Source organism: Klebsiella sp. LTGPAF-6F (genome assembly GCF_001753185.1).
GTDB lineage: Bacteria > Pseudomonadota > Gammaproteobacteria > Enterobacterales > Enterobacteriaceae > Klebsiella > Klebsiella michiganensis.
In genome coordinates this window covers 3,798,349-3,813,796 of the sequence record NZ_CP017450.1, presented here as the reverse complement: position 1 = coordinate 3,813,796, position 15,448 = coordinate 3,798,349, and the positions used below count along the sequence as shown (strand labels likewise).

Genomic DNA, 15,448 nt, shown 5'->3' with positions numbered 1-15,448 from the left:
CAATAAAGGATATGCCATCATGTCTGCCTGTAAATTACGTTCACTGTTACTTCTCACCGCACTCGGGCTCGGCGTTAGTCAAAGTTACGCCACCACCACTCTCAACGTCTGGATCCGCGCCAGCAATGACTCGAAGAATATCTACAAACAGGAGGCGGAAAAATTTGAAGAAAAAACCGGTATCAAAATCGCGTATTTCAACGCCACCACCGACTTTGAACAGCGGCTGGCGCGCGCCACGGCTGGCAACGCCTTACCCGATTTGATTTTTAACGATGCGGCGTCGCTGGGGCAGTTCATCCAGCTGGGTATTGCCGAAGAAATTGACCCGCAGACGATCGCGGGCGGCGACCAGCTATTCCAGACGGCATGGAAGAGTACCCGCTATATCGACGGTAAGTACTACGGCGTGCCGACCTCGGCGCAAACTTTCGCGCTCTTCGTGCGTAAAGACTGGCGTGAAAAACTGGGGCTGCCGCAGCCTCAGAGCTGGGATGATATCCAGACGCTGGCGAAAGCCTTCACCACTCAGGATCCCGATGGTAACGGCAAAAATGATACCTACGGCTTTATCGTTCCCGCTTCCACGACGCGCGGCTACGCCAGCTGGTTTATGAGCAGCTTTATCTGGCAGGCGGGTGGTGATTTCGTTAAAGAAGAGAACGGAAAATTCAGCGCTTCGCTCAATACGCCGGAAGTGGCTCAGGCGATGACCTTTATGCGCACCATGATGTGCGACAAAGTCACCCAGCCGGGCGCGATTAACGCCACCACCGCCGACGTTATTTCCTCCTTCCGCTCCGGGCAAAGCGGCATGTTCTTCAGCGGGCCGTACCATATCGCGCTGTTCGATAAAGACCCCGGTAAAGACAACTTCGAAGTGATCCCGGTGGCGGGGCCGAAAGGCGAAGCCACCCTCGCCGAGGGCACCACGGTCTTTATGATGAAGAGCAGCATACAGAAAGAGGCGGCGCGAAAATTTATCGAATTTATGATCTCTGCGGAAGGCCAGGAGATCGGCATGGGTAAAGGCAGCCAGCATATTCCGGTAGTGCGTCTGCCGGTGAATAAGAACGTCGACGTCAAAGCCGTGTATCAGGACGCGCGCTGGGAAACTTTCGCCAGACTTTACAATGAACAGGGACGCTACGTGCCGCAAATTCCCAACTGGACGCCGGTGCGTCAGGTGGCCGCCGACGGTTTTAACCGGATTTTTGCCGACTGCGGCAGCGATATTCCCGGCGAGCTGAAGACGCTCGACGGCAAGGTGAACGCTGAGCTGAAAAAACAAAATGTGCTGGCTAACTGAGGACATAGGTTATGACGCTGCATGAGACGAAGTCCTCGCCGATAAAGCAGGCCGCTTCGCCTGACTCGACCCGATGGCTGAGCGCAAAGCGTAAGCGGGCGCTGAGCCCGTGGCTGTTTTTAGCGCCTGCGCTGATTATTTTTAGCTGGTTTAAGTTTATCCCGATGATTCAGGGTCTGGTGATGAGCTTTTACAAGGTTAACTTTAATCAGCCCAACGAGTGGGTGGGGCTCGATAACTTCACCCGCGCTTTTGCCGACGCAGAGCTGCACGCGGCGGTGGTGAATACCCTGCTTTACGTGGTGGTAACGATGTTCGCCGCGGCTATCCTGGCGTTTTTCCTCGCCATGCTGCTGGAAGGCCCGGCGCGCCATCTGCGCTTTATTCGAACCGCCATCTTTTTACCGGCGGTTACCAGCGCGGCGATCGTCGCCGAAATGTGGCGCATTTTGTTTAACCCGACGCCCAACGGCGTGGTTAACCACATCCTCAGCTGGTTTGGCGTCGCCGACCAGGGCTTTCTTGCCAGCTCCGATCAGGCGCTGGGCGTCATCATGCTGCTGCATATCTGGAAAGCGGTGCCCTACAACATGGTGATCTTTATTGCCGGCCTGGCGGGAATCAGCCGCGATTTATACGATGCGGCGAACGTCGACGGCGCCAGCTGGTGGAACCGCCTGCGCTACGTCACGCTGCCCGGCATGATCCCGGCGCTCTCGGTGGTACTGATGCTCTCCTTCATTCGCGGTTTCCGCGTGTTTGCCGAGGTGTACGCCACCACCGGCGGGGGACCTTCTAACGCCACGGAAATGGTCATGACCCACATCTACAAGCTGGGCTTTGAGCAGTTTGACTATGGCTACGCTTCGGCGGTGTCGTTCCTGCTGTTTACCTTCACCGTAATCTTAACCATCTGTCATTTGACGCTGAAAAAACGTATCGCCCGTTACTAAGGAGCCGCGATGTTAAGCAAACGTTGGGATACAGCAGGGCGCTGGTGCATCTACGCGCTGCTGCTGATTGTCTTTGTCGGGCCGTTCTGGGGCATCGTCGCCACGGCATTCAGCGGCGCGCCTGTGAAGCCGGGCGAGCTGCTGGCCTGGCCGCATCAGTTCTCGTTGGAAAACTTCATCTTCGCGTGGATGGATATCGGCGTCTGGCAGTATCTGCTGAACTCCATTCTGGTGGTGTTCTTCGGCACCGTTCTGCAGGTGTCGGTCAGCGCGCTGGCGGCGTACGCCCTGGCGCGGAAGAAGTTTCGCGGCGTAGCGCTGGTGAGCCTGGTGATTTTGTCCACCATGATGCTGCCGGAAGAGGTCATCGCCATTCCGCTGTACATGATTATCAACTGGCGGCTGCCGCTGATCGACGCCTCGCTCTACAACAGCTATCTCGGAATGATTTTACCGGTCGTCGGCTGGGCGTTCTCCATCTTTGTCCTGACCGAATTTATGTCAGCGATACCGAAAGAGCTGGAGGAGGCGGCGCGGATTGACGGCGCCAACGAATGGCAGATTTTCTTCCACGTCATTCTGCCGCTGGTAAAACCGGCGCTCGGCACGGTGGTGACCTTCGGCTTTATTATGATTTGGGACCAGTACCTGCTGCCGCTGATTGTGGTCAACCAGGACAGCCTGAATACCATTCCGGTGATCCTCGGTACGCTGCGTACCGATGAGAGCATCACGCCGAACATTTTTATCGCCATTACGCTGCTGGCGATGCTGCCCAGCATCATCGTCTATCTGGGTCTGCAAAAACATTTCAATCGCGGGATTATGTCCGGCGCGGTCAAAGGATAAGGGGTTAACGATGGGATCGGTTGTATTAAATAGCGTGCGCAAATCATACGGGGATGCCCACGTCATTAAAGATGTGTCGCTGACGATTCCGGACGGCGAGTTCTGCGTTCTCGTCGGGCCCAGCGGCTGCGGCAAATCCACGCTGCTGCGCATGATTGCCGGGCTGGAGGAGATCTCCGGCGGCGAAGTGCATATCAACGAGCGTAACGTCACCGAGGTGGAGCCGAAGCTGCGCGACATTGCGATGGTGTTCCAGAGCTATGCGCTCTACCCGCAGATGACCGTGCGTGAAAATATGGGCTTTGCCCTGAAGATGGCTAAGCTGCCGAAAGCGGAAATCAGCCAGAAGGTGAATGAAGCGGCGGCGCTACTGGGGCTGGAGCCGCTGCTGGAGCGCCTGCCCAAAGATCTCTCCGGCGGCCAGCGCCAGCGCGTGGCGATGGGGCGGGCGATCGTGCGTAAGCCGCAGGTGTTCTTGTTCGATGAACCGCTCTCCAACCTTGACGCCAAGCTGCGAACCCAGGTACGCGGCGAGATCCGCGAACTGCATCGTCGGCTGAAAACCACCTCGGTGTACGTCACCCACGATCAGATTGAAGCCATGACCATGGGGCAGATGATTGTGGTGCTGCGCGACGGGCGAATAGAGCAGGCGGGGACCCCGCTGGAACTGTACGACCGGCCGGCGAATCTGTTTGTCGCCGGGTTTATCGGCTCGCCGGAGATTAACCAGCTGCCGGGCGTCGTGGTCTTGAACGGTAGCGCCACCAGCCTGCGTCTGAAAGATGGCTCCCTGTTGGCTTTGCCCGCCGGTTTACGGGTCACCGATGGCCAGCAGGTGGTGTACGCCATTCGCCCCGAACAGGTCAACGTGGTTCATGAAGCGCGGGACGATGCGCTGGCGGCGAAGGTGACGGCGGTGGAGAACACCGGCTCGGATATGCAGCTCTTCTGCGATACCGGCGGCGGGGCGTTTACATCGGTGTTCAAACAGCGTCTGGCCGTAAAAGAGGGCGATAAGATCTGGCTGCAGCCGAAGCTCGCCGGCGTGCACCTGTTCGATGCGCAAAGCGGCCAGCGCATAGCCTGCCGGGAGGGAAATTAAGGTGGCGATGAAGCTGTACACCCTTGACGAAACCTGCCTGGAAAACGCCCGGGCGGGCCTGAAGCAGCCCTTCTCGCCGCTGCAGCTGGCGCTAAGCAAGCTGGTATCGGAGGCGGATATCCTGCGTCGGGAAGCGCCGGAAAGCGTGGTACATAAAAAGCTGCGCCCGGCGAGCGGCGACGCGCACGATTACTACAGCCTGGGGACCTACTGGTGGCCAAACCCGCGGCGGCCGAACGGGCTGCCCTATATTCGCCGCGACGGGCATATTAATCCGCAGTGTGAGAACAACGACACGGATACCTCGCGCATTATCCGCATGTGCGAACGGTGCCTGACCCTCGGGCTGGCGTGGTACTTCACCGGTCAGCGCCAGTACGCGCAGGCGGCGGCTGCGCAGATCCGCTGCTGGTTCCTTGATGCGGAAACGCGGATGAACCCGCATCTGAACTATGGCCAGGCGATCCCGGGGATTGTTTCCGGTCGCGGTACCGGGCTTATTGATACCCGCTTAATGTGGATGGTGGTGGACACCATCGGTTTGATTAACGCGGCGAGCGTGCTTGATACCGACGATATCATCGGCCTGCACCAGTGGTTCCGCGACTTTAACCACTGGATGTACTACAGCGACATCGGCCACTCTGAGTACGTCTGGCACAACAACCACGGCACCTGGTACGACGCTCAGCGGACGGTTAACGCGCTATTTTATGGCGATAAAGGGCTGGCGGCGCGGATCATCGAGCAGGGGATCACCCAGCGGATGGCGGCGCAGATTGACCAGGACGGCAGGCAGACGATGGAGCTGGAACGTACCATTCCGTTCCACTACTCGCTGTTTAACCTGGAGGCGCATCTGCTGCTCAACCGCTACGCTGAACACGTTGAGTTCGATCGCTGGAACGCCATCCGCGATGGGCGAGGCGTGAAGCAGGGGATTGATTACCTGGTGCCGTTTATCCGGGAACCGGATCTCTGGCCCTACAGCGACCTGCAGGGAATCGTGTGGGATAGCGCGCTGCGCGTGCTGCTGCAGTCAGTGCGGGGCTATGCAAAACAATCTGCCAGCTATCGTGAAGCGCTGAAATGTGTGCCGCAGGAGACGCTGCAGCTGAAGGAACAGCTGATGTGGTGTCCGGGCTGATAGAACAATGCTTCTTGCCTCCCGACGGCGCTGTGCCCGATCGGCCTGGCTGCTATGTAGCCGGATAAGGCGTTTACGCCGCTATCCGGGGAATGCGCCGGATAACGGCTTTGGCGCGGCTTCTTCCCGGGCGGCGCTGCGCGTGCCCGGGCTACGGGGCCACGGCTGTCTTACACGGCGGCGATGATTTTAATCTCGACTTTGTACTTCGGATTCATCAGCTTCGCCTGCACCGTACAGCGCACCGGGGCATGACCGGCGACGACCCACGCATCCCAGGCCTGGTTCATCGCCGCAAAGTCTGCGCCGTCGGCAAGAAAAATCGTCGCATCAAGAATACGCGACTTGCTGCTGCCCTGTTTCTCCAGCACGGCGTCAATCTGCGCCAGGGTATCGGCGGTTTGCGCGCAGGCATCGGCATCAAGGTTGGACGGCACGCCGGTGTAGTACAGCGTCTGGTTGTGAATCACCACATCAGACCAGCGGGCTTCGGCATCAATACGCGTAATGGTCATGTTTATTTCCTCTTTGTTCCGGTTCATTAAGCTGCGGCAAGACTGCCATAATGTTTCACCTGCGTCACTACCCGCACTGGCGAAAACGACTCCACCCTGACATAATCACTGTCCAAATAACCAGGGGGTAATGTGATCGACGATTTTGCAGCAGACGGCCAGCTGGCCAGCGCGATTGCGGGATTTAAACCACGCGAGCCGCAGCGTCAGATGGCTTTCGCCGTCGCCAGCGCGATTGAAGAAACCCGTCCGCTGGTGGTTGAGGCGGGGACCGGGACCGGGAAAACCTACGCCTACCTGGCGCCTGCGCTCCGCGCCAATAAGAAAGTCATTATCTCCACCGGCTCGAAAGCGCTACAGGATCAGCTCTACAGTCGGGATTTACCCACTGTCGCTAAAGCGCTGAAGTACACCGGTAAGCTGGCCCTGCTGAAAGGGCGTTCGAACTACCTGTGCCTGGAGCGGCTGGAACAGCAGGCGCTCGCCGGCGGCGACCTGCCGGTGCAAACCCTCAGCGATGTCATTCTGCTGCGTTCGTGGTCTAACCAGACCGTCGATGGCGATATCAGCACCTGCGTTAGCGTGGCCGAAGATTCCCAGGCCTGGCCGCTGGTCACCAGTACCAACGATAACTGCCTCGGCAGCGACTGCCCGTTATATAAAGACTGTTTTGTGGTGAAGGCGCGGAAAAAGGCGATGGATGCTGACGTGGTCGTCGTCAACCACCATCTGTTCCTCGCCGATATGGTGGTCAAAGAGAGCGGATTTGCCGAGCTGATTCCCGAAGCGGAAGTGATGATCTTCGACGAAGCGCATCAGCTACCGGACATCGCCAGCCAGTACTTCGGCCAGTCGCTCTCCAGCCGCCAGCTGCTGGACCTGGCGAAAGATATCACCATTGCTTATCGCACCGAACTCAAAGACACCCAGCAGCTGCAGAAATGCGCCGACCGCCTGGCCCAGAGCGCGCAGGATTTTCGCCTGCAGCTGGGGGAACCCGGCTATCGCGGCAACCTGCGCGAGCTGCTGGCGGATAACAACATTCAGCGCGCGCTGCTGCTGCTTGATGATGCGCTCGAACTCTGTTACGACGTGGCAAAGCTGTCGCTGGGCCGCTCGGCGCTGCTCGACGCCGCCTTTGAGCGGGCCACCGTCTACCGCGGCCGCCTGAAGCGGCTCAAAGAGACCAACCAGCCCGGCTTTAGCTACTGGTATGAGTGCACTTCGCGTAATTTTACTCTGGCGCTGACTCCGCTGACGGTAGCGGATAAGTTTAAAGAGGTGATGGCGCAAAAATCGGGGAGCTGGATTTTTACCTCGGCGACGCTCTCGGTCAATGACGATTTGCACCACTTTACCGATCGCCTGGGGATTGGCGAAGCGCAAACGCTGCTGCTGCCCAGCCCCTTTGATTATGCCCATCAGGCGCTGCTGTGCGTACCGCGCAATTTACCTTTGCCGAACCAGCCCGGCGCGGCGCGCCATCTGGCGGCGATGCTCAAACCGCTGATTGAGGCCAACGACGGGCGCTGCTTTATGCTCTGCACCTCGCACGCCATGATGCGCGATCTGGCGGAACAGTTCCGCGCCACCATGACGCTGCCGGTGCTCCTGCAGGGAGAAACCAGCAAAGGTCAGCTTTTACAGCAGTTCGTCAGCGCCGGAAATGCGCTGCTGGTGGCGACCAGCAGCTTCTGGGAAGGGGTGGACGTGCGCGGCGATGCGCTTTCGCTGGTGATTATCGACAAGCTGCCGTTCACCTCGCCGGACGATCCGCTACTCAAAGCGCGGATGGAAGATTGTCGCCTGCGCGGCGGCGATCCTTTTGACGAGGTCCAGCTACCGGACGCGGTGATTACCCTTAAACAGGGGGTGGGGCGCCTGATTCGCGACATCGACGATCGCGGGGTACTGGTTATCTGCGACAACCGTCTGGTGATGCGTCCCTACGGCGCGGTCTTCCTCGCGAGCCTTCCGCCTGCGCCGCGCACGCGCGATATCCGCCGGGCGGTGCGTTTTCTTGCGGTGCCGCCGGCGAGGTAATCCGGCGCAAAATGTGGTAAGCTGCGCGCCATTTTGTCAATCTGCTAGAGCGAGAGCGCGACAACCCATGCGAATTTTAGCTATCGATACCGCCACGGAGGCCTGCTCCGCGGCGCTGTGGAATGATGGCACCCTCAGTGCTCATTTTGAAATCTGCCCCCGTGAACATACCCAACGTATCCTGCCCCTGGTGCAGGATGTCCTCAATGAAAGCGGAACGCTATTGACCGAGCTTGATGCGCTGGCCTTTGGCCGCGGGCCGGGGAGCTTCACCGGCGTGCGTATCGGCATCGGTATCGCGCAGGGGCTGGCGCTGGGGGCCGGGCTGCCGATGATCGGCGTATCTACGCTGGCGACCATGGCGCAGGGCGCGTGGCGGAAAAACGGCGCCACCCGCGTGCTGGCGGCCATCGACGCCAGGATGGGCGAAGTCTACTGGGCGGAATATCAGCGCGATGAGCAGGGCGTCTGGCACGGCGAAGAGAGCGAGGCGGTGCTGAAGCCGGAAGCGGTTCGCGAGCGGCTTCAGCGGCTGGAAGGCGAGTGGGCCACCGTGGGCACCGGCTGGCAGGCGTGGCCGGATATGGCTCGCGACTGCGGTTTAACGCTCGTCGATGGCGACATTCAGCTGCCTGAAGCGCAGGATATGCTGCCGCTGGCCTGCCACCTGTTTACGGCGGGAAAAACCGTGGCCGTCGAACACGCTGAGCCAGTTTATTTACGTAATGAAGTGGCGTGGAAGAAACTTCCTGGCCGCGAGTGAATCTCAGTAACTATATGTCTGAGAAGAAGGAAGGAGTCGCGTCATGGCGGGTCAAAAAAGGGTAGTGCGTTGGTTAGTCGCGGCAGCAGTCGTTGCTGCGCTGAGCGGGTGCGCTTCGGTGCCGGATGCCATTAAGGGCACCACCCCGACGCCGCAGCAGGATTTAGTCCGCGTGATGAACGCGCCGCAGCTGTATGTCGGCCAGGAAGCGCGTTTTGGCGGTAAGGTCGTCAGCGTGCAGAATCAGCAGGGTAAAACCCGCCTGGAAATTGCCACCGTTCAGCTTGACGACGCCGCGCGTCCGGAGCTGGGCGAAGCGTCGCGCGGGCGTATTTTTGCCGACGTGAACGGCTTTATCGACCCGGTGGATTTTCGCGGACAGCTGGTTACCGTGGTTGGCCCGATCGTCGGCGTCGTCGACGGTAAAGTGGGCAATACGCCGTATAAATTCATGCTGATGAACGCCACCGGCTACAAACGCTGGAACGTAGTCCAGCAGGTGGTCATGCCGCCGCAGCCGATGATGGACCCGTGGATGTTCGGCCCGCGCCCGTGGGGCTACGGGTACGGCGGCTGGGGCTGGTATAACCCCGGTCCTGCCGAAGTCAGAAACGTTGTAACCGAATGATTTTGTAGTCTTTGTAAGCAAAAAGAAACAGCGGCTGGTCCGCTGTTTCTTCGTTTTCAGTCAAATAAGAAAAATAAATAGTGACGCGCTTCGCAACCTGTACAACGGCTAATTAATAAACTGGTACGCTGAGTTAATATAATGTTAACAAAATGTTTGTTGATCAGGGGCTGTGATGACGACGAATAACTATTTCAGAGGTGATGCAGTGAAAAAGGTTTGGCTAAACCGTTATCCCGCGGACGTTCCTGCGGAGATAAACCCTGACCGCTATCAATCCCTGGTTGAACTGTTTGAACACGCCGTCCGCCGCTATGCCGATCAGCCGGCCTTTATCAATATGGGCGAGGTGATGACCTACCGTAAGCTGGAGGAGCGCAGTCGGGCGTTCGCCGCTTATCTACAGGAAGGGTTAGGCCTGCAAAAAGGCGACCGCGTCGCCCTGATGATGCCTAACCTGCTGCAGTATCCGGTGGCGCTGTTTGGTATCCTGCGTGCCGGCATGATCGTGGTGAACGTTAATCCGCTCTACACCCCGCGCGAACTGGAGCACCAGCTCAACGACAGCGGCGCCGCCGCCATTGTGATCGTTTCCAACTTCGCCCATACCCTTGAAAAGGTGGTTGATAAAACCCAGGTCAAGCACGTGATCTTAACCCGCATGGGCGATCAGCTTTCCACGGCGAAAGGGACGCTGGTTAACTTTGTGGTGAAGTACATCAAACGGCTGGTGCCAAAATATCATCTGCCGGACGCCATCTCGTTTCGCAGCGCGCTGCAGCACGGCTACCGTATGCAGTACATTAAGCCGGAAATCGTCTCTCAGGATCTCGCTTTTCTCCAGTACACCGGCGGGACCACCGGCGTGGCGAAGGGGGCGATGCTGACTCATCGTAATATGCTGGCGAACCTTGAGCAGGTCAACGGCACCTACGGGCCGCTGCTGCACCGCGGTAAAGAGCTGGTTGTTACCGCGCTACCGCTGTACCACATTTTTGCCCTGACCATGAACTGTCTGCTGTTTATAGAGCTGGGTGGGCAGAACCTGCTGATCACCAATCCGCGCGATATTCCAGGCCTGGTCAAAGAGCTGGCGAAATATCCCTTCACCGCGATGACCGGGGTCAACACCCTGTTTAACGCGCTGCTCAATAACAAAGAGTTTCAGCAGCTCGATTTCTCTTCACTGCATCTCTCCGCCGGCGGCGGAATGCCGGTACAGCAGGTGGTGGCGGAGCGCTGGGTTAAGCTGACCGGGCAGTATCTGCTGGAAGGCTATGGCCTGACGGAGTGCGCGCCGCTGGTAAGCGTCAATCCGCACGATATCGATTATCACAGCGGCAGTATCGGCCTGCCGGTGCCCTCCACCGAAGCGAAGCTGGTGGATGATGACGATAATGAAGTCGCGCCGGGAGAACCGGGGGAGCTGTGCGTGAAAGGGCCGCAGGTGATGCTGGGCTACTGGCAGCGTCCGGACGCGACCGCTGAAATTATCAAGGACGGCTGGCTGCATACCGGCGATATCGCGGTGATGGATGAAGAGGGCTTCCTGCGTATCGTCGATCGCAAAAAAGATATGATTCTTGTCTCGGGCTTCAATGTCTATCCGAATGAAATCGAAGATGTGGTGATGCAGCACGCCGGGGTTCAGGAAGTGGCCGCGGTCGGCGTGCCGTCCGGCAGCAGCGGTGAAGCGGTGAAGATTTTCGTGGTCAAGAAAGATCCGGCGCTGACGGAAGAGATGCTGATCGCTTTCTGCCGTCGCCAGCTAACCGGCTACAAGGTGCCGAAGCTGGTGGAGTTTCGCGATGAGCTGCCGAAATCCAACGTCGGGAAAATTTTACGTCGAGAACTGCGTGACGAAGCCCGTGCTAAAGTAGACAATAAAGCCTGAGCTAAGAGTGAATCGCCAGACGCCGGCTAAGCCGGCGTTTTTTATGGGCGCAAGTTAAGAGAGTATGATTTGAACTATCAGATGATCACCACCAACGATGGCCTTCGCGCCGTCTGCGACGCGGCAAGCGCGGTTTCCGCCATCGCGCTGGATACGGAATTTGTCCGTACTCGTACCTACTACCCGCAGCTCGGTCTGCTCCAGCTGTTCGACGGCAGCCAGGTTTCGCTGATTGACCCGCTGGTCATCACCGACTGGGAACCGATGCGTGAACTGCTGCTGAATAAAGATGTGACCAAATTTCTGCACGCCGGCAGTGAAGATCTGGAAGTATTCCTCAATGCTTTTCATTTGATGCCGCAGCCGCTGATCGACACGCAAATTCTCGCCGCTTTTTGCGGCCGCCCGATGTCGTGGGGCTTTGCGTCGATGGTGGAAGAGTTTACCGGCGTGGCGCTGGACAAGAGCGAGTCCCGCACCGACTGGCTGGCGCGCCCGCTGACCGAACGCCAGTGCATTTATGCTGCCGCCGACGTCTGGTACCTGCTGCCGATTGCCGGAAAGCTGATGGCTGAGACCGACAGCGCAGGCTGGCTCTCCGCCGCCCTGGATGAATGTCAGCTGATGCAGCAGCGGCGTCAGGAGATTCAGGATCCCGCCGAGGCGTGGCGCGATATCGGTAATGCCTGGCAGCTGCGTACTCGTCAGCTGGGCTGCCTGCAGCTGCTGGCGGAGTGGCGTCTGCGCAAAGCGCGCGAGCGCGATCTGGCCGTCAACTTTGTGATCCGGGAAGAGCATTTGTGGAACGTGGCGCGCTATATGCCCACCAGCCTCGGGGAGCTTGACAGCCTCGGACTCTCGGGCAGCGAAATTCGTTTCCACGGCAAGACGCTGATCGGCCTTGTCGAGAAAGCGCAGGCGCTGCCGGAAGAGGCGCTGCCAGAGCCGCTGCAGAACCTGATCGACATGCCGGGCTACCGCAAGCTGTTTAAGGATATTAAAGCGCTTGTGCAGACCGTGAGCGCCGAGAAGGGCGTCAGCGCGGAGCTGCTGGCCTCAAGAAGACAGATTAACCAGCTGCTGAACTGGCACTGGGGGCTTAAAAACGGCAACGGGCAGCCTGAACTGGTTTCCGGCTGGCGCGGAGAATTGATGGCCGATCGCCTGAATGCGCTATTGAGCGACTACCCGCGCTAGCGCCGAACGGCATAGTGAAAAACCGGCTTCGCACAGCGTTGCCGGTTTTTTTATACCTTCAGGCTCAGGACTTCGACTCTTCAGTTTCCGGCAGGGTCACGTTCAGCTCCAGAATCGAAATATCACCGTCCCTCTGCTCCAGCTGTACGCTGACCATTTCCGGGTCGATTTGCACATACTTGCAAATCACTTCGAGAATGTCTTTGCGCAGCTGCGGAAGATAGTGCGGTTCAGCGTCGCCGCGGCGGCGCTCCGCGACGATAATTTGCAGGCGCTCTTTCGCAATGTTGGCCGTGTTCTTTTTCCGCGAGAGAAAAAAGTCGAGTAATGCCATAATTTATCCTCCGAACAGGCGTTTGAGGAAACCTTTCTTCTCTTCTTCTACGAAGCGGAAAGGGCGTTCTTCTCCGAGCAGACGTTCAACGGTATCGGCATAGGCTTTACCCGCATCCGAGGCGTCATCCAGAATAACCGGTTCGCCCTGGTTAGACGCGCGCAGCACGGACTGATCTTCCGGAATCACGCCCACCAAATTGATGCGCAGAATTTCCAGCACGTCTTCCATGCTCAGCATGTCACCTTTGTTTACGCGGCCTGGGTTATAGCGCGTCAGCAGCAGATGCTCTTTAATCGGATCTTCGCCCCTTTCCGCGCGGCGGGATTTGGAGGCCAGGATGCCGAGGATACGGTCGGAGTCGCGAACGGAGGAGACTTCCGGGTTGGTGGTGATGATGGCTTCATCAGCGAAGTACAGCGCCATCAGCGCACCGGTTTCGATGCCTGCAGGGGAGTCACAGACGATAAAATCAAAATCCATTTTTTTCAGTTCTTCGAGAACTTTGTCTACGCCTTCGCGGGTCAGGGCGTCTTTGTCACGCGTCTGGGAGGCCGGAAGGATGTAGAGGTTCTCCGTGCGCTTGTCTTTAATCAGCGCCTGGTTCAACGTGGCATCGCCCTGGATGACGTTGACGAAGTCATAAACGACCCGGCGTTCACAGCCCATGATTAGATCGAGGTTACGCAGGCCGATGTCGAAGTCGATAACGACCGTTTTCTTTCCCTTCTGGGCCAAACCAGTAGCGATGGCCGCGCTGGAGGTGGTCTTGCCAACGCCTCCTTTACCCGAAGTCACAACAATAATGCGTGCCATAGAAATTCCTTGTTAAAAAGGGATTAATTCAACGATTGAATCGTCAAAGCGCTGTCGTCTAAACGTAGACGGGCCGCTTTGCCATAAAATTCGGCCGGAATGTTATCACTCAGCCAGTATTCCCCGGCGATGGAAACCAGTTCCGCCGAGAGGTTGCTGCAAAATATTTGGGCGTCTCTGTCGCCGCCGGCGCCGGCAAGCGCACGTCCCCGCATCATGCCATATACATGGATATTACCATCGGCAATAAGTTCAGCCCCGGCACTCACATGGTTTGTAACAATTAGATCACAGTGTGGCGCATAAATACGCTGACCGGAACGTACCGGCTGATCGATCAAGCGCGTTTTTGTGATCTGATTAACAGCTGGCGGCGGGGCAACGGGTTCTGGCGCGGCCTGACGGGTAATTTTTTCTTTCCCTTCGGTTAATAAAGGGATCCCGGCGCGGTCAATTTCGGTTTTCAGCCGAGGAAGTTTACATCCGCTTACGCCCATAATACGCAGACCGGTAGCCGCGATAGCCTCATGAAGAGGGCGCCAGTCGACGTCATCTTCAATGCTGCTGATATTCACCACCACGGGGGCATGACGTAAAAAGGCGGGAGCCTGGGCGATTTTGTCTTCTAACGCCTGACGAATAACCTCGGGATTTGCATCGTGCAAATGAATCACAGATAAGGTGAAGCTACTGCCCTTAAGTTCGATTGGCGTATTTGACATCCTGGCCTTACTCAATTTGCTGTTTATCACTCGCTGAAGTGCGGTGATATTCCGAAGACTAAAAGGCATGTTATAGTCACTCATATATAGAGGCAAGTGACCACAGGTCTAATTCCGAGTAAAACTATGTTTTGTGTGATCTATCGAAGTACTAAACGTGAGCAAACCTATTTATATGTCGAAAAAAAGGACGATTTCTCCCGCGTTCCTGACGAATTAATGTATAGCTTCGGTACGCCTAAACTGGCAATGATTTTACCGCTCGATGGGCGAAAAAAACTCATCCACGCCGATTTGGATAAAGTGAAACAGGCGCTGGCCGATCAGGGCTATTACCTTCAGCTCCCTCCTCCGTCTGAAAATTTACTCAAGAAACACCTGGCGGAACAGGGGAATAAATCTGATTAACCCACAGAGGGAAAACAATGTACCAACATCATAACTGGCAGGGTGCGCTACTGGATTATCCGGTAAGCAAAGTGGTGTGCGTGGGCAGCAACTACGCAAAACACATCAAGGAGATGGGCAGTGCGACGCCGGAAGAGCCGGTGCTGTTTATTAAACCTGAGACGGCGCTATGCGATATCCGCCAGCCGTTGGTGCTTCCTGAGGGGCTGGGGTCGGTGCACCACGAGGTTGAGCTGGCGGTGCTGATTGGCGGCACGCTGCGTCAGGCGACGGACGATCATGTGCTCAAAGCCATCGCCGGCTATGGCGTGGCGCTGGACCTCACCCTGCGCGATCTGCAGGGCAAAATGAAAAAAGCCGGGCAGCCGTGGGAAAAGGCGAAAGGCTTTGATAACTCCTGCCCGATTTCGGGGTTTATTCCCGCCGGCGAATTTCACGGCGACGCGCAGAATACGCCGCTGAGCCTGAAGGTAAACGGCGAGGTGCGCCAGCAGGGCACGACGGCCGACATGATTCATAAAATTGTGCCGCTGATCGCCTATATGTCGCGCTTCTTCACCCTGAAAGCCGGTGATGTGGTTCTGACCGGCACCCCGGAAGGCGTGGGGCCGCTCGCCAGCGGCGACGAGCTGGAAGTCGGTTTTAACGGGTTTTCGCTGACCACCCGCGTGCTGTAACGACCGCTTGCCGCCTTCTCCGGGCGGCAAAACTTGCATCGGCGTGCCAGACTGGTTATAAGGTGCACCCTGAACTGCAATGACGGAC

General features: G+C 57.6%; 16 protein-coding genes. 12 read left to right on the top strand and 4 right to left on the bottom strand.

Annotated elements, in window-relative coordinates; all coding sequences use genetic code 11:
• Positions 1–19 precede the first annotated feature (19 nt).
• The 5 genes from BJF97_RS17780 to BJF97_RS17760 are packed head-to-tail and all read left to right on the top strand — an operon-like array spanning position 20 to position 5,363.
• Positions 20–1,309: an ABC transporter substrate-binding protein gene (locus tag BJF97_RS17780; protein ID WP_032694109.1), complete on the top strand. Its 1,290-nt coding sequence runs from the start codon at positions 20–22 to the stop codon at positions 1,307–1,309.
• Positions 1,310–1,320: 11 nt separating this feature from the next.
• Positions 1,321–2,262 carry a carbohydrate ABC transporter permease gene (locus BJF97_RS17775; protein ID WP_077253363.1) on the top strand — a complete coding sequence of 314 codons (942 nt, stop codon included), beginning with the start codon at positions 1,321–1,323 and terminating at the stop codon, positions 2,260–2,262.
• Positions 2,263–2,271: 9 nt separating this feature from the next.
• Positions 2,272–3,111 carry a carbohydrate ABC transporter permease gene (locus BJF97_RS17770; RefSeq protein WP_009651976.1) on the top strand — a complete coding sequence of 280 codons (840 nt, stop codon included), beginning with the start codon at positions 2,272–2,274 and terminating at the stop codon, positions 3,109–3,111.
• Between the two features lie 10 nt (positions 3,112–3,121).
• Complete coding sequence (locus BJF97_RS17765; RefSeq protein WP_014229809.1) at positions 3,122–4,216, top strand: ABC transporter ATP-binding protein; 1,095 nt, start codon at positions 3,122–3,124, stop codon at positions 4,214–4,216.
• 7 nt (positions 4,217–4,223) lie between these two features.
• Positions 4,224–5,363, top strand: a complete 1,140-nt coding sequence (locus BJF97_RS17760; protein WP_014229808.1) for an alginate lyase family protein — start codon at positions 4,224–4,226, stop codon at positions 5,361–5,363.
• A 170-nt stretch (positions 5,364–5,533) separates the two neighbouring features.
• On the opposite strand, the gene BJF97_RS17755 is transcribed toward BJF97_RS17760, so the two are convergent.
• Positions 5,534–5,878 carry a RidA family protein gene (locus tag BJF97_RS17755; protein WP_004113724.1) on the bottom strand — a complete coding sequence of 115 codons (345 nt, stop codon included), beginning with the start codon at positions 5,876–5,878 and terminating at the stop codon, positions 5,534–5,536.
• 132 nt (positions 5,879–6,010) lie between these two features.
• Here BJF97_RS17755 and BJF97_RS17750 point away from each other — a divergent pair, with 132 nt between their 5' ends.
• The 5 genes from BJF97_RS17750 to rnd all read left to right on the top strand — a co-directional run bounded on the left by BJF97_RS17750 (position 6,011) and on the right by rnd (position 12,403).
• Positions 6,011–7,921, top strand: a complete 1,911-nt coding sequence (locus BJF97_RS17750) for an ATP-dependent DNA helicase (RefSeq protein WP_014229807.1) — start codon at positions 6,011–6,013, stop codon at positions 7,919–7,921.
• Between the two features lie 67 nt (positions 7,922–7,988).
• On the top strand, positions 7,989–8,684 hold the full coding sequence (gene tsaB, locus BJF97_RS17745) for a tRNA (adenosine(37)-N6)-threonylcarbamoyltransferase complex dimerization subunit type 1 TsaB (RefSeq protein ID WP_004852009.1): 696 nt from the start codon (positions 7,989–7,991) through the stop codon (positions 8,682–8,684).
• 43 nt (positions 8,685–8,727) lie between these two features.
• Positions 8,728–9,312: a Slp family lipoprotein gene (locus tag BJF97_RS17740; RefSeq protein ID WP_004852007.1), complete on the top strand. Its 585-nt coding sequence runs from the start codon at positions 8,728–8,730 to the stop codon at positions 9,310–9,312.
• Positions 9,313–9,520: 208 nt separating this feature from the next.
• Entirely contained in the window at positions 9,521–11,206 is a 1,686-nt protein-coding gene (gene fadD, locus BJF97_RS17735) for a long-chain-fatty-acid--CoA ligase FadD (protein WP_014229806.1), read from the top strand.
• An 81-nt stretch (positions 11,207–11,287) separates the two neighbouring features.
• On the top strand, positions 11,288–12,403 hold the full coding sequence (gene rnd, locus BJF97_RS17730) for a ribonuclease D (RefSeq protein ID WP_004852003.1): 1,116 nt from the start codon (positions 11,288–11,290) through the stop codon (positions 12,401–12,403).
• A gap of 64 nt (positions 12,404–12,467) precedes the next feature.
• Here the strand turns inward: rnd and minE are convergent, their stop codons facing one another.
• The 3 genes from minE to minC are packed head-to-tail and all read right to left on the bottom strand — an operon-like array spanning position 12,468 to position 14,275.
• Complete coding sequence (minE, locus tag BJF97_RS17725; protein ID WP_002910902.1) at positions 12,468–12,737, bottom strand: cell division topological specificity factor MinE; 270 nt, start codon at positions 12,735–12,737, stop codon at positions 12,468–12,470.
• A 3-nt stretch (positions 12,738–12,740) separates the two neighbouring features.
• Entirely contained in the window at positions 12,741–13,553 is an 813-nt protein-coding gene (gene minD, locus BJF97_RS17720) for a septum site-determining protein MinD (RefSeq protein ID WP_004103267.1), read from the bottom strand.
• 23 nt (positions 13,554–13,576) lie between these two features.
• On the bottom strand, positions 13,577–14,275 hold the full coding sequence (gene minC, locus BJF97_RS17715; protein WP_004852000.1) for a septum site-determining protein MinC: 699 nt from the start codon (positions 14,273–14,275) through the stop codon (positions 13,577–13,579).
• 126 nt (positions 14,276–14,401) lie between these two features.
• Between minC and BJF97_RS17710 the strand changes: the two genes are divergently transcribed.
• Entirely contained in the window at positions 14,402–14,683 is a 282-nt protein-coding gene (locus tag BJF97_RS17710) for a YcgL domain-containing protein (RefSeq protein WP_004138522.1), read from the top strand.
• A gap of 17 nt (positions 14,684–14,700) precedes the next feature.
• Positions 14,701–15,360 (top strand): fumarylacetoacetate hydrolase family protein, encoded by a 660-nt coding sequence (locus tag BJF97_RS17705; protein ID WP_004851997.1) that lies wholly within the window; start codon positions 14,701–14,703, stop codon positions 15,358–15,360.
• Positions 15,361–15,448: the final 88 nt, after the last annotated feature.